Source organism: Methylobacterium sp. Leaf456 (assembly GCF_001425465.1).
In the GTDB taxonomy this organism is placed as follows: Bacteria; Pseudomonadota; Alphaproteobacteria; order Rhizobiales; family Beijerinckiaceae; genus Methylobacterium.
This window is the reverse complement of sequence record NZ_LMQV01000044.1, coordinates 193653-209907: the sequence shown is the minus strand read 5'-3', so window position 1 is coordinate 209907 and position 16255 is coordinate 193653. Positions and strand designations below refer to the sequence as shown.

20 protein-coding genes are annotated in these 16255 nt (G+C 68.7%); 5 read left to right on the top strand and 15 right to left on the bottom strand.

All coding sequences use genetic code 11. From position 1 onward, the window contains the following. Positions 1-24: 24 nt before the first annotated feature. Entirely contained in the window at positions 25-804 is a 780-nt protein-coding gene (gene tam, locus ASG52_RS24875; RefSeq protein WP_056249400.1) for a trans-aconitate 2-methyltransferase, read from the bottom strand. 127 nt (positions 805-931) lie between these two features. On the opposite strand from tam, the gene mscL reads away from it, so the two are divergent. After that, on the top strand, positions 932-1363 hold the full coding sequence (gene mscL, locus ASG52_RS24870; protein WP_056249397.1) for a large conductance mechanosensitive channel protein MscL: 432 nt from the start codon (positions 932-934) through the stop codon (positions 1361-1363). Between the two features lie 108 nt (positions 1364-1471). On the opposite strand, the gene ASG52_RS24865 is transcribed toward mscL, so the two are convergent. From ASG52_RS24865 to ASG52_RS24840, 6 genes are all read right to left on the bottom strand, one after another. Continuing rightward, entirely contained in the window at positions 1472-1753 is a 282-nt protein-coding gene (locus ASG52_RS24865) for a hypothetical protein (protein WP_056249395.1), read from the bottom strand. Positions 1754-1986: 233 nt separating this feature from the next. Continuing rightward, positions 1987-2400 (bottom strand): DUF1236 domain-containing protein, encoded by a 414-nt coding sequence (locus ASG52_RS24860; RefSeq protein WP_056249393.1) that lies wholly within the window; start codon positions 2398-2400, stop codon positions 1987-1989. A gap of 332 nt (positions 2401-2732) precedes the next feature. Next, positions 2733-2924 (bottom strand): hypothetical protein, encoded by a 192-nt coding sequence (locus ASG52_RS24855; RefSeq protein WP_056249383.1) that lies wholly within the window; start codon positions 2922-2924, stop codon positions 2733-2735. Positions 2925-3101: 177 nt separating this feature from the next. Further along, entirely contained in the window at positions 3102-4496 is a 1395-nt protein-coding gene (locus ASG52_RS24850; RefSeq protein ID WP_056249381.1) for an ATP-binding protein, read from the bottom strand. A gap of 8 nt (positions 4497-4504) precedes the next feature. Next, entirely contained in the window at positions 4505-5245 is a 741-nt protein-coding gene (locus tag ASG52_RS24845) for a response regulator (RefSeq protein WP_056249378.1), read from the bottom strand. After that, positions 5245-5778 carry a MarR family winged helix-turn-helix transcriptional regulator gene (locus tag ASG52_RS24840; protein ID WP_056249934.1) on the bottom strand — a complete coding sequence of 178 codons (534 nt, stop codon included), beginning with the start codon at positions 5776-5778 and terminating at the stop codon, positions 5245-5247. The genes ASG52_RS24845 and ASG52_RS24840 overlap by 1 nt, the downstream gene beginning before the upstream one ends. 227 nt (positions 5779-6005) lie before the next feature. Here ASG52_RS24840 and ASG52_RS24835 point away from each other — a divergent pair, with 227 nt between their 5' ends. The 3 genes from ASG52_RS24835 to ASG52_RS24825 all read left to right on the top strand — a co-directional run bounded on the left by ASG52_RS24835 (position 6006) and on the right by ASG52_RS24825 (position 8477). After that, the gene (locus tag ASG52_RS24835) at positions 6006-6893 is read left to right on the top strand and encodes a branched-chain amino acid aminotransferase (protein WP_056249375.1); all 888 of its coding nucleotides are present in this window, start codon (positions 6006-6008) and stop codon (positions 6891-6893) included. A gap of 120 nt (positions 6894-7013) precedes the next feature. Then, the gene (locus tag ASG52_RS24830; protein ID WP_056249372.1) at positions 7014-7259 is read left to right on the top strand and encodes a DUF3072 domain-containing protein; all 246 of its coding nucleotides are present in this window, start codon (positions 7014-7016) and stop codon (positions 7257-7259) included. A gap of 510 nt (positions 7260-7769) precedes the next feature. After that, positions 7770-8477 carry a sigma-70 family RNA polymerase sigma factor gene (locus ASG52_RS24825; protein WP_056249368.1) on the top strand — a complete coding sequence of 236 codons (708 nt, stop codon included), beginning with the start codon at positions 7770-7772 and terminating at the stop codon, positions 8475-8477. Positions 8478-8619: 142 nt separating this feature from the next. Here ASG52_RS24825 and gyrB read toward each other — a convergent pair whose 3' ends face one another. From gyrB to ASG52_RS24795, 7 genes are all read right to left on the bottom strand, one after another. Next, entirely contained in the window at positions 8620-11067 is a 2448-nt protein-coding gene (gene gyrB, locus ASG52_RS24820; RefSeq protein ID WP_056249365.1) for a DNA topoisomerase (ATP-hydrolyzing) subunit B, read from the bottom strand. Between the two features lie 228 nt (positions 11068-11295). Next, positions 11296-11940 (bottom strand): MBL fold metallo-hydrolase, encoded by a 645-nt coding sequence (locus ASG52_RS24815; protein WP_056249363.1) that lies wholly within the window; start codon positions 11938-11940, stop codon positions 11296-11298. A gap of 70 nt (positions 11941-12010) precedes the next feature. Continuing rightward, the gene (gene yciA, locus ASG52_RS24810; RefSeq protein WP_056249361.1) at positions 12011-12415 is read right to left on the bottom strand and encodes an acyl-CoA thioester hydrolase YciA; all 405 of its coding nucleotides are present in this window, start codon (positions 12413-12415) and stop codon (positions 12011-12013) included. 77 nt (positions 12416-12492) lie between these two features. Then, complete coding sequence (locus ASG52_RS28005) at positions 12493-12636, bottom strand: hypothetical protein (protein WP_200945658.1); 144 nt, start codon at positions 12634-12636, stop codon at positions 12493-12495. 193 nt (positions 12637-12829) lie between these two features. Continuing rightward, a complete protein-coding gene (locus ASG52_RS24805; RefSeq protein ID WP_056249358.1) occupies positions 12830-13114 on the bottom strand; it encodes a hypothetical protein in 285 nt (94 codons plus the stop codon). A 129-nt stretch (positions 13115-13243) separates the two neighbouring features. Then, positions 13244-13429 (bottom strand): YegP family protein, encoded by a 186-nt coding sequence (locus tag ASG52_RS24800; protein ID WP_056249355.1) that lies wholly within the window; start codon positions 13427-13429, stop codon positions 13244-13246. 61 nt (positions 13430-13490) lie between these two features. After that, positions 13491-15023 (bottom strand): DEAD/DEAH box helicase, encoded by a 1533-nt coding sequence (locus ASG52_RS24795; RefSeq protein WP_056249353.1) that lies wholly within the window; start codon positions 15021-15023, stop codon positions 13491-13493. A 365-nt stretch (positions 15024-15388) separates the two neighbouring features. Between ASG52_RS24795 and ASG52_RS24790 the strand changes: the two genes are divergently transcribed. Continuing rightward, positions 15389-15862 carry a hypothetical protein gene (locus ASG52_RS24790; protein WP_156384113.1) on the top strand — a complete coding sequence of 158 codons (474 nt, stop codon included), beginning with the start codon at positions 15389-15391 and terminating at the stop codon, positions 15860-15862. Positions 15863-15873: 11 nt separating this feature from the next. Here ASG52_RS24790 and ASG52_RS24785 read toward each other — a convergent pair whose 3' ends face one another. Then, positions 15874-16110 carry a hypothetical protein gene (locus tag ASG52_RS24785; protein WP_056249347.1) on the bottom strand — a complete coding sequence of 79 codons (237 nt, stop codon included), beginning with the start codon at positions 16108-16110 and terminating at the stop codon, positions 15874-15876. Between the last annotated feature and the right edge of the window lie 145 nt (positions 16111-16255).

Here is a 16255-nt window from a genome sequence, read left to right as displayed (position 1 = left end):
AGCTCATCCTGGGTTGCGCGGCGCTCAAACCGCACGCCGAGCGACGAGGAACAGGCGCGGAAAGGCGAGCAGCACGCGTCCGTCGTCGCCCTTCGGATAGGCCGTCTCCAGCGCCCGCTCGTAGGCCGCTAGGAAGCCGGCCCGGTGCTCGGGGGAGAGGGGGCCCAGGAACGGGCGCAGGCCCGTGCTCTGGAGCCACGCCACGATGGCCGCCGCGTCGGCGAGCGGGTGGAAATAGGTCGTCCGCCACAGATCGACGGAGCCGCAATCGGCTCCGCGCAGCAGGTCATAGTACGCCTGTGCCCCGAGGATCGGCGTGCGGGCGGCGGCCGGATCGCCGATGGACGCGGCCCAGGGACCGTCCGCGGCGACCGTGCGCATCAGCCGATGCGAGGGCTCGTCGAGGTTGTCCGGCATCTGCAAAGCGAGGCAGCCGCCGGGCCGGAGCTGGCGGACGAGGCGCGGCAGCAGGCTCGCGTGGTCGGGCAGCCATTGCAGCACCGCGTTGGCGAAGATCAGGTCCGGCGGGGTGTCCGGGTGGGCATCGCGCCGGTCGGCGGCGACGAAACGCAGGTTCGGCAGGGTGCGGCGGGCCTGGGCCAGCATGTCGGGGGCGCTGTCGATGCCGACGATGTCGGCTCTTGGAAAACGCTCGGCGAGGAGCGCGGTGCTGTTGCCCGGCCCGCAGCCGAGATCGACCAAGTGAGCAGCGTCCTCCAGCGGTACCCGCGCCAGGAGGTCGGCCGCCGGGCGGGTCCGCTCCTCGGAGAAACGGAGATACTGCGCCGCATTCCAGTCCGACATGCTCCCCTCCCGAAACGGTCGGCCATCGGAGAGAGATTACACGGTGGACAGGCCGGCGCACCGGCTTGGCGAACGGAGAAAGCCTCGTCAGCGTCGATTCCGGGGCGGGGGCCTGTCGGAGGGGATCATGCTCGAGGAATTCAAGAAATTCGCCCTGCGGGGCAACGTCGTCGATCTCGCCGTCGGCGTCATCATCGGCGCGGCGTTCGGGGCGATCGTCAACTCGCTGGTGCAGGACGTCATCATGCCGGTCATCGGCGCGGTGACCGGCGGGCTCGATTTCTCGAACTACTACATCCCGCTTTCGTCGAAGGTGCAGGCCGGCATGGCCTATGCCGACGCCAAGAAGGTCGGCGCGGTGATCGGCTACGGCCAGTTTCTGACGCTGGCGGTCAACTTCACCATCGTGGCCTTCGTGCTGTTCCTGGTCATCCGGGCGATGAACACGCTGAAAAGCCGGGAGGAGGCCAAGCCCGAGGCGGTCGCCGAGGTGCCGGCGGACGTGAAGCTGCTCGGCGAGATCCGCGACCTGCTGGCCGAGCGCCGACCGTCCGCCTGATCCGCGCTAGCGCATCGTCCTGGACATCGTATCCAGGACGATGCGCTACGTTCTTGTGCCGCATCGGCTTTTTTCCGAAAGCCGGCGACCAAATTCCGGGCCGATGATCTATTCCCGACGCGCGGCACCGTCCTGCGGTGCCACGCCGAAGGCGTCGAGGATGCGGTCGAGCGCATGGCCGACCGCCTCGGTGCCCTCCTCGTGGGTCTTCAGGCGGGTTTCGAGCCGCTTGATCTGTGGCTCGAACTTCTCCGGTACCTCCGGCTCGTCGCCAAGATAGCGGGGCTCGGGCGCGGCCACCGTATAGACGGTGCGCAACTCATGCCCGAGATGGTCCCGCACCGATTCCGGCAGCGGCGCCGGATCGGACGCCTCGTCGTGTCCGTTCATCGTCGGTCCTGTTCGGGTTTGGGTGATATCCATCCCGTCAACGACGGATACCGCGAGAGCGTTGCGTGTGTTTTCGATCCCGCTTTCTCTTCTGGCGGCGCGGAGGCCGGCGCCCGAGGATTGATCAGGCTATACGCGATACGGAGGGATGCGAACGAAAACGGCCCCGGCGCCGAAGCGCCGAGGCCGAGAAAGCGGCGCCGCCCGCGGGGGCGGCGCGCGTCGAGGTTCGATTACTCGATGACTTCGATGATGCGGTGACGTCCATCGACCAGCACCGGGCGGTCGTTGACGACGGTGTAGCGGGTGCCGCGGGTCACGCTGTACTCGTTCGGGACTTCGTAATAGGTCACGCCCGAGTTCGGCAGCACGGAACCGACGGCGACACGCCCATCGTAGTCGTAGGAGCGGACGTTGCGCTCGCGGACGTAGGAGCGGAAGCGGGGACGATCCTCGACGCCGAGGATGCCGCCGATCGTGCCGGTGGCCGCGCCGACCGCACCGCCGACGATCGCGCCGACCGGGCCGGCCGCATCCCCACCGTCCTGAGCGCCGCGCTCGGCACCGCGGAGGGTGCCCTGGGCCTGAGCGGCCATCGGCAGGGCAAGAGCGATCGCCGAGGCGGCCAGAAGGGTCTTGATCTTCATTCGTGCATCTCCGTCACCGTGACGTCCGCCGCCTGTCGTCTGCAGCGAAGCATGGCCGAACAACGCAGCATGCGGCGATTGGGATGCATGAAAAAACGAGAAAGGCCGAGATTATCCGCGTCTGCCCGGATTCGAGGCGGTTGTTTCAGGCGCGGCCTGGAGCGTGGATGAAAACTGTCTCCGGCCAAGTGCGGGCGCCGCGGCGGGCCCCGGATCGGAACGGCGAGATCGGTGTCTCGGGGGCACCGGCAACCGGACCGTAGACACAAGAACGCCATCGCGAGGCTCCGTCGAAGCCTCGCGATGGCGCGGTGTTCTCAGTCCGAAAGGAATCAGGCGTTCGAGCGGTCGGCCAGCTTGCTCGCCACGAACGACATCGCGCCGCCGACCGCGAACAGGATCGCGAAGGTGATCACCGCGTGCTTGAACAACAGGGGCTCGATGCCGGTGTCGGTGAACAGCACGGTGAGCACCGCGGTGATCGGCAGGAGCAGGAGGATCGAGAGCGGCACCAGCGGGTTCATGTCACGTCACTCGCGTTGTCGAAGCCGCGCCGCGGCCCGATTCCAGATAGATTGCGGAGGCGGTCTTAGCACCGCGTCTCGGGCCAAGGGAACTCCCGCCAGGCCGGATTCCACCGAGGTGCCGCAAAAGCCGCGGTGGTCAGCGTATCGTCTTGGAGCCCGGACTCCGCCCTATCCTCAAGCCGGGATACGCACCTGCGCCCGCAGCCCCCCGAGCGGAGCGTCGTGCAGCGTCACGTCTCCGCCGTGGGCACGTGCGATGTCGCGGGCGATGGCGAGGCCGAGCCCCGAGCCGCCCGCATCCTGGCGCGCGTCGTCGAGGCGCACGAACGGCTTGAACACCTCCTCGCGGCTCTCGACCGGGATGCCCGGCCCGTCGTCGTCGATGGCGACGAGGAAGGAGCGGTGTTCGCGTTTGCCGGAGATCGCCACCGTCTCGCCGTAGCGGGCGGCGTTGGCCGCGAGGTTGAACAGGCAGCGGCGCATGGCGTCGGCGCGCAGGGTGAGGACCGGGCTGCCGTCCAGTTCCACCGCCTCGACATGGGCACCGAGCCGCTCCACGTCGCTGCGCAGATCCTCCAGCATCACCCGCATGTCGGTGGGGGCCGCCGTCTCGGCGAGGTCGCCGCGGGCGAAGGCGAGGTAGCCCTCCAGCATCCGGCTCATCTCGTCCACGTCGCGGCGCAGATCCTCGACCTCCGGGGTCTGCTCGACCAGTTCGAGCGAGAGCTTGAAGCGGGTGATGATGGTGCGCAGGTCGTGGCTGACGCCGTTGAGCATCGTCGTGCGCTGCTCCATCGCCCGCTCGATGCGCCGCTTCATTTCGATGAAGGCGTGGCCGGCCTGCCGCACCTCGCGGGCGCCGCGGGGCTTGAACTCGATCTCGCGCCCCTTGCCGAACCCTTCCGCCACAGCCGAGAGCCGCAGGATCGGCTTGATCTGGTTGCGCAGGAACAGGATCGCGACGCCGAGCAGCACCAGCGACGAGCCGGTCATCCACAAGAGGAAGATGTGCGAGTTCGAGGCGTAGGCCTGGCTGCGCCGCGCCATGATCCGCATCACGCCGTCGGGGATCGCCACCCTGATCTCGATCAGGTTCGAGCGGCCGACGGTGTCGATCCAGTAGGGCCGCCGGATCTGGCGCTTGATCTCGTCGGAGAGCGCCTCGTCGAGGATCGAGAAGAACGGGCGCGGGCCCGGTGTCGGGAGCTTGGCCCCCTTCAGGATGTCGAGATCGAGGTTCAGCCGCTCGCCCGCGATGCGGGTGATGGTCTCGGCGTTCCGGTCCTGCGGATAGGTCTCGTAGATGTCGATGAGCGCGGCGATGTCGGCGGTGACGGCGGAAGAGAGGCGGCGCGTCACGAGCTGCCAGTGCCGCTCCATGAAGGTGTAGGCGATCACGGACTGGAGCAGGACGACGGGGGCGATGATGATGATGAGCGAGCGGGCGTAGAGGCCCTTGGGCAGCACGTCGCCGATGCGCCGCGCGAGGCGCCGCCACGCCCGGCGCACCGGGCCGAAGGCGCCGGCCCGCCGGGCGGGGGCCGTCCTGGAGTCGGCGGAGCCCGCCATGATTTGTCTCAATCGATGACGAGGCGGTAGCCGACGCCGCGCACCGTCTGGAGGAAGCTCGGATTGGCCGGGTCCGGCTCGATCTTGCGGCGCAGGCGGTTGATCTGCACGTCGAGGGTGCGCTCGGCGGCGAAGCCCCCGTTGCCGGCCAGCGTCTCGCGGTCGACGTTGCCGCCCCGCGCCTGGGACAGGATCGCCAGGATCTCGCGCTCGCGCTCGGCGATCTTCACGGTCTCGCCGTCGCGCTTCAGTTCGCCCCGTTCGGCCCGGAAGGTGAAGGGGCCGAAGCTGACGGCACCGTCAGTGACGGGGCGAGCTTCCGGCACGGCACTGTGGCGACGGATGATGTTGTTGAGCCGCAGGATCAGCTCGCGCGGTTCGAAGGGCTTGGGCAGGTAGTCATCGGCGCCGATCTCGAGGCCCGTGACCCGGTCGTTGGGGTTGGAGCGGGCCGTCAGCATCAGGATCGGCACAAGCGAGGTCTCGCGCACCGAGCGGGCATAGTCGAAGCCGCTCTCGCCCGGCATCATCACGTCGAGGACGAGGGCATCGAACACGAAGGCTTGGGAGCGCGTGCGCGCCTCGGCGGCGCTCGCGGCCGCCGTGACGCGAAACCCCTGCTCCGAAAGGAAGCGCGCGAGCAGTTCGCGCAGGCGCCGGTCGTCGTCGACGATGAGGATGTGGGGGGCGTGGTCGGGCAGCTCCGCCCTCGGCTTCGGGGCAGCCCCCGGTGCGGGCGTGGCCGACATCAGGCGCGTACCCCGGCACGGCGGGCCATCAGGCGGCGCACGGCGGCGCGGTCGCCGGGCTCGATCATCGCGAGCAGGAAGCCCTGGGCCGAGGCGATGCGGGCGTCGCGGTCGCTGCGGCCCGCCTCGACCGCCGGCTCCTCGATGGCGCGGGCGACGCGGCGCACCTGGACGCGGGTGAGGTCGGCGGTGAGGCTGCGCCCGGTCGGGGTGCAGAACAGCAGGCGCTGGCGCCGGTCGCTGGTGCCGGTGCGCTGCTCGACATAGCCCTGGTCGATCAAGTCCTTGAGCACCCGGTTCAGGCTCTGCTTGGTGATGCGCAGGATATCGAGGAGTTCGGCGATGGTGAGGCCGGGATAGCGATCGACGAAATGCAAAACCCTGTGATGGGCCCGTCCGAATCCGTACTCGGCGAGAATCCGGTCGGGATCGCCGACGAAGTCGCGATAGGCGAAGAACAGAAGCTCGATCAGGTCGTCGCTGTCGCGGACCGGCGCCTCGGTTTCGCGTACGGTCTCGGCCGCTCTCGTCATCACGCGGGTCACGTCGTCGGAGCCTTCCGTCGAAGGCGCAGGGCGGAGGACCTGAGCCAGATAAGTCAGTGTTGTTGACATATCTCAGCCCCATTGCTACCCGTCAACCCGCCCGGCAGACCGTGGCCCAGCAGCCTAGCGTCCCCGCTCGTTGCGAGCGGTCGCGCGCCGGTTTCAGCCCTGGATCCCGCGGCCCGCGCGCGGCCGCGCAGAGGAAGTTTTGAGCGATGTCCGTCATCCCGTTCGACGAGCGCGAGGGCACGATCTGGTTCGACGGCGCCATGGTGCCGTGGCGCGATGCGAAGATCCACGTGCTGAGCCACGGGCTCCATTACGGATCGGCGGTGTTCGAGGGCGAGCGGGCCTATGGCGGGGCCATCTTCAAGAGCCGCGAGCATTCCGAGCGCCTGCGCCGCTCGGCCGAACTTCTGGACTTCACGATTCCCTACTCGGTCGATGAGATCGAGGCGGCCAAGGCCCACGTGCTCGCCACCTCCGGCCTGCAGGACGCCTATCTCCGCCCGGTCGCGTGGCGCGGCTCGGAGATGATGGGCGTGGCGGCGCAGAAGAACACCATCCACCTCGCCATCGCGGCCTGGGAATGGCCGAGCTATTTCGATCCGGCGACCAAGATGAAGGGCATCCGCCTCGACCTCGCCGACTACCGCCGGCCCGACCCGCGCACCGCCCCCTCGACCTCGAAGGCGGCCGGCCTCTACATGATCTGCACGATCTCGAAGCACCGGGCCGAGAACAAGGGCTATGCCGACGCGCTGATGCTCGACTGGGAGGACAACGTCGCCGAATGCACCGGCGCCAACGTGTTCTTCGTGGCCGACGGGGTGATCCACACGCCCCAGGCCGACCGCTTCCTCAACGGCATCACCCGCCAGACGGTGATCGAACTCGCCAAGCGCCGCGGCATCCGCGTGATCGAGCGCCGCATCCGCCCCGAGGAGATGTCGGGCTTCTCCGAGTGCTTCATCACCGGCTCGGCCGCGGAAGTGACACCTGTCTCCGAGATCGGCCCCTACCGCTTCACCCCGGCCGAGCTGACCAAGACGCTGATGGACGATTACAGCGCCGAGGTGCAGCCGCGCGCCGCGGCCGCCTGATTTTTTATAGGGTTTCTGTGGAGGGCGCGGACGCCGCGTCCTCCCGCCGGAACCCTTGCCTTTGCGCCTGCGTTTCATGGAAGACTATCAAGAACAATCCATGAACGCGCAAGGTGCCGTATGACTGCCAAGACCAAAGAGAAGCAGGCCGAGAACCCGAAGGTCGATCCGACCGATGAGTCGAACCGGATCAAGGACCCGAACGAGTGGACCACCGGCGGCGAGCCGATGACGGGTGCCCAGGCCTCGTACCTCAAGACGCTGTCCGAGCAGGCGAAATCGCCGGAGGCGTTCGACCCGGACCTCGACAAGGCCGAAGCTTCGAAGCGCATCGACGCCCTGCGGCAGGAGACCGGCAAGGCTTAAACCCGCGCATAAGACGAGCCTCCTACCCAACCCCCCGTCCTGCGGTGCCGCAAAGCGCCCTCGAGGGAGGGTTCCAGCGGATCGCGAGATCCCTGGAGCCCGCCTTCGGGGGCGCTGTCTCGCGTCGACATCTCAGGATGCGGGGGTTTGTTCGAACGAAGCAATCCCGGCTGAGAAGTCCCATCAGGCCGGCAAGCCTCTCCGGGCCGGCGGCATCCATGAGCGGCTGCGCCCGGTGCCGGAACGGCATCGGCCCAACCCGCCCGGACGGCCGAGCGGGAGCGACGGCGGCGAGCGCGTGCCGCCCCCAGCCCCGCCGATGCGCCTCACCCCAAAACCCATCCGGCAGTTCTCGCAGCAGCGACCGCAGAATCCGCGGTCGTCTTTCCTAAGCCACGCCGCCATGTGTCTCCGGCGTTTCAATTTCGTTTAGCACCAGTTCATTTTTCGATTGGTATCGAAACTAGAATTCTTCCAAGAAGCTGAGCCATAGTCGAGGCCACTGCCAGGATGACCGACGAACCGACGCACGCCGACCGCGAAGATCTGCCCGAGGCGGATCGACAGAACGCCACGAAGGCCGTTCCGGGCCATCTGGCGCTGGCGCTGCGCGACTACTTCGATGTCGCCGCGCAGGCCCCCCTCCCCGACCGTCTCGGCGAGCTTATGGGCCGCTTCGAGGCGGCGCTCGCGTCTCTGGGCGGGCGAATGGAGACGGTGTTTCGCGACGACCTCGTGAGAGCGCTGCCGATGCTGCGCACCTTCGCGATCTCGCTCACCGCCAACCCGAGCCGCGCCGACGACCTCGTGCAGGAGACGATGGTGAAGGCCTGGGCCAACCGCGAGCGGTTCACCCCCGGCACCAATTTCACCGCGTGGCTGTTCACGATCCTGCGCAACCAGTTCTACACCGAGATCCGCAAGGGCCGCCGCGAAGTCGAGGACGCCGACGGCGTCCATGCCGGCACGCTCACCACCCAGGCCGATCAGGAGCACGCCGCAGGCCTGCGCATGGTAATGAACCTGATCGGCACCCTGCCCCTGCCACAGCGCCAGGCGCTGCTGCTCGTCGGCGCCGAGGGCTTTACGTACGAGGAAGCCGCCGAGCGGCTGGGCTGTCAGGTCGGCACGGTGAAGAGCCGGGTAAGCCGGGCGCGAGCGTTCCTGTCGGAATCGTTCGAGGGGTTGCCGACCGGGCTCGCAACAGCGCGGGCCTAATTTTCACCACCGTCATGCCGGGTCGCGAAGCGAACCCGGAATCCACGACTGGCCGCGGTGCTTGTCGTGGCCGCACATCACGGGTGGATTCCGGGTTCCGCTGCGCGGCCCCGGAATGCCGGCGTGAGTAAAATCTTCCCGATCACACGTCGAGGTTGGCCACGCTCAAGGCGTTCTCCTGAATGAACTCGCGCCGCGGCTCGACCACGTCGCCCATCAGCTTGACGAACAGGTCGTCGGCGTCGGTCGTGTCCTTGACCTTCACCTGCAGCAGCGAGCGCACCTCGCGGTCCAGCGTCGTCTCCCAGAGTTGCTGCGCGGTCATCTCGCCCAGGCCCTTGTAGCGCTGAAGCTGGAGACCCTTGCGGCCGAAGGCCATCACCGCCTCGAACAGGCCGACGGGGCCATGCAGCACCGTCTCGTCGCCCTTGCGGGCGAGCGTCACTGGCTCGGAATAGATCTCCCGCAAGGCGTCGGCACGCTCGGCGAAGCGGCGCGCCTCCTGTGAAGCGATCAACGTGGCGTCGAGGTTGGCCACCTGTTTCACGCTGCGCAGCGTCCGGCTGAAGACGTAGCCGCCTTCCGCAGCCTCGCCGGTCCAGCCCTTCTCGATCTCGTCGGCGATGGCGTCGAGCCGCTTGGCCGTGCGGTCGGCCAACACCTCGGCCTCGCCCGGATTCTCCGCCGCCTCGCGGTCGAAGGCGCCGGCCAGCACCGCCTGCTCGATCACGGCGCGGTCGTAGCGGGTGTGGAGCCCGTGCAGGATGCCGCGGAAGGCGCGGGCCTCCTCGACCAGGGACTTGAGCTGCGCCCCGCCGAACTCGGTGCCCGAGGCCAGCCGCAGCACCGCGCCCTCGACGCCCTGATCCATCAGGTAGTCTTCGAGCGCCCGCTCGTCCTTGAGGTAGAGCACCTTGCGCGCGCGCTCGGCTTTGTAGAGCGGCGGCTGGGCGATGTAGAGGTGCCCGCGATCGATCAGCTCGGGCATCTGGCGGAAGAAGAACGTCAGCAGCAGGGTGCGGATGTGCGAGCCGTCCACGTCCGCATCGGTCATGATGATGATGCGGTGATAGCGCAGCTTGTCCGGGTTGAATCCCTCGCGATCCGTCGAGGAACGGCCGATCCCGGCGCCGAGCGCGGTGATCAGCGTGCCGATCTCGGCGGAGGACAGCATCCGGTCGGCGCGCACCCGCTCAACGTTCAAAATCTTTCCGCGCAGCGGAAGGACCGCCTGGAAGGTCCGGTCGCGGCCCTGCTTGGCCGAACCGCCGGCGGAATCGCCCTCCACCAGCAGCAATTCGCATTTCGACGGGTCGCGCTCCTGGCAATCGGCGAGCTTTCCGGGAAGCGAGGCGATGTCGAGCGCGCCTTTGCGCGTGATGGTCTCGCGCGCCTTGCGGGCGGCCTCGCGGGCGGCGGCCGCCAACACCACCTTGCCCATCACCGACTTGGCCTGGGCCGGGTTCTCCTCCAGCCAGGTCGAGAGCCCCTCGTTCAAGATGTTCTCGACCGCCGGGCGGACCTCGGAGGAGACGAGCTTGTCCTTGGTCTGCGACGAGAATTTCGGGTCCGGCACCTGCACCGAGATCACCGCGGTCAGCCCCTCGCGGCAATCGTCGCCGGTGAGCGAGACCTTCTCGCGCTTGGCGACGCCCGACGACTCGGCGTAGCCGGTGATCTGGCGCGTGAGCGCGGCGCGGAACCCCGCCATGTGGGTGCCGCCGTCGCGCTGCGGGATGTTGTTGGTGAAGGGCAGCACCGTCTCGTTGAACGAGTCGTTCCACCAGAACGCCACCTCGACGCGGATGCCGTCGCGCTCGCCCAAGACGGTGACGGGCTTGGCCATGCCGTCGACCGGTTTGCGTGACCGGTCGAGGTAGCGCACGAATTCCTCGACGCCGCCCTGGTAGCAGAGCTCCTCGCGCTTGTGCTCGGCGTGGCGCGCGTCGGTCAGCACGATGCGCACGCCCGAATTCAGGAAGGCGAGTTCCCGCAGACGCTTTTCCAGCGTCGGATAGTCGAACTCGACCATCGTGAAGGTGTCTTGCGAGGGGGTGAAGGTCACCTCGGTGCCGCGCCGGTCGCCCGCGGGGCCGACCACCTCCAGCGGCGCCACCGCGTCGCCGTGACGGAACTCCATCCGGTGCTCCTTGCCGGCGCGCCAGATGCGCAGCTTAAGGCTCACCGACAGCGCGTTGACGACCGAGACGCCGACGCCGTGCAGGCCGCCGGAGACCTTGTAGGAGTTCTGGTCGAACTTCCCGCCCGCGTGGAGTTGGGTCATGATGACCTCGGCGGCCGAGACCCCCTCCTCCCGGTGGATGTCGGTGGGGATGCCGCGCCCGTTGTCCGAGACCGTGACCGAGCCGTCGGCATTGAGCGTGACGGTGACGAGGTCCGCGTGGCCCGCGAGCGCCTCGTCGATGGCGTTGTCCACCACCTCGTAGATCATGTGGTGAAGGCCGGAGCCGTCGTCGGTGTCGCCGATATACATGCCGGGCCGCTTGCGGACGGCGTCCAGGCCCTTGAGCACGCGGATCGATTCCGCGCCGTAGCTGTCGGCGTGTTCGGTGTTCGGGGAGTCAGCCATCAAATTCCTCGGGCAGGCGGCTCGCGAGCCTGTTCTTGAACCCGGCCGGGCCGGGTGTGCCTGCTATTTCCGCACCCAGATCATATAGGCGTTCCCCCCTGATTTCGCATCGCTTTTCGCGACCGCTCGGCGCCGTTGCACCCGGTTTTCTGCCCGCTTTCCGTTAAGCCTCCGTTAGGCGCGCCGACGCTCTTCGGCGATGGTCGGCAGGCGCGCCCGGATTGTTGCTCATTCCTGCAGGAACGGGTTCGTCTGCCGCTCCTGTCCCAGCGTCCCCGTCGGCCCGTGGCCGGGGATGAAGGCGACGTCGTCGCCGAGCGGCAGCACCTTTTCCTTGATGCCGCGGATCAGCTGCTCGTGGTTGCCGCCGGGCAGGTCGGTGCGGCCGATCGAGCCCTGGAACACCACGTCGCCGACCAGCGCGAAGCGCGCGTCGCGGCTCACGAACACGACGCTGCCGGGCGAGTGGCCGGGCACGAACAGGATGTCGAAGGTCAGCCCGCCGACGGTGACGCTGTCGCCCTGGTTCAGCCAGCGGTCGGGGGTGATCGGGCGGGCCGGCTCCAGACCGTAGCTCTCGGCGGCCACGGGCAGGGAGTCGAGCAGGAACTTGTCCGCCTCGTGCGGCCCCTCGACCGGTACGCCGAGCCGCTCCTTCAGTTCCGCAGCGCCGCCCGCGTGGTCGATATGTCCATGGGTGAGAAGGATCTTCTCCACCGTCACCCCCTGCGCGCGGATCGCGGCCTCGATCCGGTCGAGGTCGCCGCCGGGATCGACCACGGCGCCGACCTTGGTCGCGTCGTCCCAGACCAGGGTGCAGTTCTGCTGAAGCGCGGTGACCGGGATGATCGCGGCACGGGGCGTGGCGGGCATGCGGATTCTTACGTTTTCGGACCAGGACGTCCGTTCTAGACCGCTCCGGCGCCCGGCACCAAACGCAGGCTCAGGCCTCCGGCGGGATCGCCCGCGGCCGGCCCTCGTCGTCGATGGCGACGAACGTGAAGGTCGCCTCCGTGACCTTCTCGCGCTGCTGCGTCCGGAAGCGGCGCGCCCAGGCTTCGAGGTGGATCTTCATCGACGTACGGCCGACTTTGTCGACGCGGGTATAGACGCACAGCACGTCGCCGACCCGCACCGGGCGGATGAAGGTCATGGCCTCGACCGCGACGGTGACGACACGCCCCTGCGCCCGTTCGACCCCGGCGATGCCGCCCGCCTGATCCATCTGCGAGAGCACCCAGCCGCCGAAGATGTCGCCGTTGGCGTTGGTGTCGGCGGGCATGGCGACGGTGCGCACCGTCAGGTCGCCGCTGGGCATCTCCTCGGCGGTCTCGCTCGCTTGCGTCATAGATTCTTCCCCCCGGGCGAGTCGTGGCTCGCGGCCTCAGCCAAGCACGGGCTTCACCGCCACGCCAGAGGGACTGGTCACGGTATGAATCCCGCGAGCTTGAGCCCGGCGGAGAGAAAGATCGCGGCAGCGCACATCAGGACCTCGAGGGGGATGTCCTGCCAGGACAGGGCGCGGCTTTCCGCCTTCGCGCGCGGCCTGCGCGTCACGAGATCGATCATCGGGCCTTCCTCCAGAGCGGCCCGATTGACGCGGTCCGTCTCGCTTCCGGCACGATCCTACATCGAACCGGGCCGCGGCCGATAGGCCTGCCCGCTCGAACGGCACGATGATGCCGAAAGATGGTCACTCTGCCCAAAAAAGAACCCGGAGCCACGAGGCTCCGGGTTCCTGACGGCGCGAGGCCGAAACGACTTAGTAGAAGCGGCGCGGACGGTAGAAACGACGCGGGCCGTATAACGGACGGGCGTAGTAGGGACGGCGGTAGAACGGGCGCGGACGGTAGAAGCGGCGGCCGTAATAGGGGCGCGGCCCCCAGCCGCGGCGGCGGTAGTAGTACTGCGCCTTCTCAACCGTGGCGGGCGCCGTCTCGGCGAGGAGGGCGGCCGAGGGGCCGACCGGGGCGGCGGATGCGCCCTGCGGGGCGGCGACGGCGAGGCCGAGCGCCATCAGCGCGGCGAGCAACAATGTCCTGATCAAGTCGACGTTCCCTCTGCGGCGGGCGCGAGCGGACGCAACCTTTGCGGCGCCCGCGCGTGCAGGAACGCCGGAAAGCGCCGAACGGTTTCGTGGCGCCACACCGTTATGCCAAAAAATCAGGCGATCGTTTCAAGCGATCTTTGTCGTCATGTCGACGGTGGAGGCCTCATTGCTGCGCTTCACCAGCGAAATCGCGTGCTCGCAATCCTCGCGGCGGGCGTAGCCCTCGCCGGAATCGGCGATGACGTTGCCGTTCTGCACCCGCAGGCGCCAGCGCCACTCGCCGCCCGCATCCCGGTAGAGTTCGAACCGCATCGAGGGTCTCCAAAAGCATCGGGCCGGAGCGATGCCCCGGCCCGAAGGAAATTAGGAAGTTTTACGAGCGCGGCGAGCGGTCGAGCCAGCCGATCGCCCGTCCACCCTCGCCGCCGGGGCGGGCCGGACGCTGTGCGGGCCGGCCGTCGGGGCGGCGCTGAGCGCCGGCCTCCGCCGGACGCTCCGAACGCGGCTGCTGCGGGCGGGCTTGTCCACTGCCCTGCGGGCGGCCCTGTCCGTTGCCGCGGCCGGGCTGGCCGCCGCGTCCGTCCTGGCGCGGCTCGGCGCGCTGGTCGCGCCCCGACTGACCGCCGGGGCGACCGCCGCCGCGGGCCTCCTGACCACGGCCGCCGCCGGGGCGACCATGGCCCTGGCGCTGGCCGGGACGACCCTGCGGCTGGCGCGGCGGGCGACGCTCCTCGTCCGCCGCGGTCTCGGCGGCTTCCTGACGCGACGGGGGCACGAAGCCCTCGGGAAAGCCGGCCACCGGCACCTTCTGGCGGGTGATCCGCTCGATGTCGCGCAGGTAGGCCCGCTCCTCGTCGTTGCAGAACGAGATCGCCAGACCGTCGGCCCCGGCGCGCGCGGTGCGGCCGATGCGGTGGACGTAGCTCTCCGGCACGTTTGGCAGGTCGTAGTTAACGACGTGGGTCACGCCCTCGACGTCGATGCCGCGGGCGGCGATGTCGGTCGCCACCAGCACCCGGCACGAGCCGTCGCGGAAGCCGGCGAGCGCCCGCTCCCGCTGCGGCTGGCTCTTGTTGCCATGGATAGCCGCGCCCGCGATGCCGGACTTTTCGAGGCCGCGCACGACACGGTCGGCGCCGTGCTTGGTACGGGTGAAAACGAGCACGCGCTTGATCGCGGAATCGCGAAGCACGTGGCCGAGCAACGCCTGCTTGGCGCCGGTATGGCAGAAGATGACCTGCTGCTCGACGCGCTCGGCCGTCGTCGCCACCGGCGTGACGGCGACCTGCACCGGGTTCGACAGGTACTGGTCGGCCAGTCCGGCGATGTTCTTCGGCATGGTGGCCGAGAAGAACAGGCTCTGGCGCTCGCGCGGCAGCATCTTCACGATGCGCTTGAGCGCGTGGATGAAGCCGAGGTCGAGCATCTGGTCGGCCTCGTCGAGGACGAGAATCTCGACGCCCTCCAGCGTCAGGGCGCGCCGATCGATCAGGTCGATCAGCCGGCCCGGCGTGGCTACGAGGATGTCGACGCCCGGTGCCAGGGCCCGCTCCTGGCGGCCAATGGTGACGCCGCCGAACACGACGGTGTTGGTGTAGCGCAGATGCCGGCCGTAATCCGAGAACGACTCGGCGATCTGGCTGGCGAGCTCGCGGGTCGGCGACAGCACCAGCACGCGGCAGCCGCGGCGCGGGGCGCGGTTCGCACTGAGCGAAAGGCGGTGCAGGATCGGCAGGGCGAAGGCGGCGGTCTTGCCGGTGCCGGTCTGGGCGATGCCGCACAGGTCTCGGCCTTCCATGGCCGGCGGGATCGCCTGCGCCTGGATCGGCGTCGGCGCCGTATAGCCGGCCTCCGCGAGCGCCCGGAGCACGGGCGGAGCGAGGCCGAAATCGGTGAATTGGGTCAAGTCGGTACTTCTCAAGGCAGCGGAACCCGTGAGGTCCGGCGAATGCGCGCGGACGGAAGGGTCGGGTCCGATGGCGCGAAGGGCTGCCCGCGTGATGGGGCGGCCCAGGGTGCATGCACGTTGAAGAGAGGGGCCGGGGCGCACCGTCATGCAGCGCGAACCGTCACGCAGCCCCCTCAAGCGGCACGAGCCGCTGACGCTGCAGGAGCGATATGCGTCGCTGCGGGTGCGAAGTCAATGCGAACGCGGGGGACGCGTTCTCGTCCGTACGCTCGGCAGCCCTGCGTTCAATCCGATGTCGATTCGGAGAGGTCGAAGGTCAAACGGCTTCGACCGGCATCGGGAGTCGTGCGAAGCTTGAGGCCGTGCAGCCTGCGAACCTCACCGTCATGACACCGCGCCATCCTTCCCTTCCGCATGGTTTGCCCGCACGGCGGATCGGTGTCCCGTTGTTCGGCATCGGCCTGCTGGCCTGCGGCGTCAGCGGTTGCGTCGGCCTCGCCTCGGTCACCGCTTTGACGGTGGGCACGCAGTTCTGGGCGATGGCACCTGTGGTGAAGACCATCTGCTTCGTGATCGTGGCGTTCGGCGTCCTGTCCGCGCCGATCAACCTGGTCATCCTGCCGCTCGCCTATGCCGGCTTTCGCAGGAGCGCCCATCTTCGAACCGTCCTTCTCGCCTGCGGGCTGTTCGGCGGCCTCATGGTCACGCTTATCCTAATTGCGAAAAACTGGCCTCTCCCCGGTATATCGGGCCTGACCGTTTTCGGCGTCATGCCGGCGACCGGCGCAGCGATCGGCTTGATCTCGGCGGGCATCTTCCTGCGCCTTCTTCGGTGACGCCGCGCCGTTCACCCCTCGTCGTACCGGCTCATCCGAAACACCTCCGTGCCCGCCCCGTCGATGACCCGCACCGCCTCGGGCGGGGTGCGGGAACGCTGCGGCACCCGCGCCCGCGCGAACAGCCGGCGCGCCCGCTCGGCGGCGGCCTCGAGCGTATCCGTGCGGACCGTCATGCGCTGCTGCACGCCGCCCGGCGCGTCGGCCTCGTCGGGACCGAGCACTTCGATGTGGTAGGTCTCTCGCACGCGCTTCGTCGGTCCTTGAGGGTGATCGCGCCGAAACGGCGCCGTGACGCGGAGGGAAACGGCGTCCCGGCCTTGCCGAACGCGCGCCGATGCCGGATGTGGGGATCGTGCGTGCCTCTTAAAGCGCCCGCCCCGCCGCCGCATC

Coding starts and splice junctions, on each gene's coding strand:
- tam (WP_056249400.1), bottom strand. CDS start 804: ATGTCGGACTGGAATGCGGCGCAGTATCTCCGTTTCTCCGAGGAGCGG.
- mscL (WP_056249397.1), top strand. CDS start 932: ATGCTCGAGGAATTCAAGAAATTCGCCCTGCGGGGCAACGTCGTCGAT.
- ASG52_RS24865 (WP_056249395.1), bottom strand. CDS start 1,753: ATGAACGGACACGACGAGGCGTCCGATCCGGCGCCGCTGCCGGAATCG.
- ASG52_RS24860 (WP_056249393.1), bottom strand. CDS start 2,400: ATGAAGATCAAGACCCTTCTGGCCGCCTCGGCGATCGCTCTTGCCCTG.
- ASG52_RS24855 (WP_056249383.1), bottom strand. CDS start 2,924: ATGAACCCGCTGGTGCCGCTCTCGATCCTCCTGCTCCTGCCGATCACC.
- ASG52_RS24850 (WP_056249381.1), bottom strand. CDS start 4,496: ATGGCGGGCTCCGCCGACTCCAGGACGGCCCCCGCCCGGCGGGCCGGC.
- ASG52_RS24845 (WP_056249378.1), bottom strand. CDS start 5,245: ATGTCGGCCACGCCCGCACCGGGGGCTGCCCCGAAGCCGAGGGCGGAG.
- ASG52_RS24840 (WP_056249934.1), bottom strand. CDS start 5,778: ATGACGAGAGCGGCCGAGACCGTACGCGAAACCGAGGCGCCGGTCCGC.
- ASG52_RS24835 (WP_056249375.1), top strand. CDS start 6,006: ATGTCCGTCATCCCGTTCGACGAGCGCGAGGGCACGATCTGGTTCGAC.
- ASG52_RS24830 (WP_056249372.1), top strand. CDS start 7,014: ATGACTGCCAAGACCAAAGAGAAGCAGGCCGAGAACCCGAAGGTCGAT.
- ASG52_RS24825 (WP_056249368.1), top strand. CDS start 7,770: ATGACCGACGAACCGACGCACGCCGACCGCGAAGATCTGCCCGAGGCG.
- gyrB (WP_056249365.1), bottom strand. CDS start 11,067: ATGGCTGACTCCCCGAACACCGAACACGCCGACAGCTACGGCGCGGAA.
- ASG52_RS24815 (WP_056249363.1), bottom strand. CDS start 11,940: ATGCCCGCCACGCCCCGTGCCGCGATCATCCCGGTCACCGCGCTTCAG.
- yciA (WP_056249361.1), bottom strand. CDS start 12,415: ATGACGCAAGCGAGCGAGACCGCCGAGGAGATGCCCAGCGGCGACCTG.
- ASG52_RS28005 (WP_200945658.1), bottom strand. CDS start 12,636: ATGATCGATCTCGTGACGCGCAGGCCGCGCGCGAAGGCGGAAAGCCGC.
- ASG52_RS24800 (WP_056249355.1), bottom strand. CDS start 13,429: ATGCGGTTCGAACTCTACCGGGATGCGGGCGGCGAGTGGCGCTGGCGC.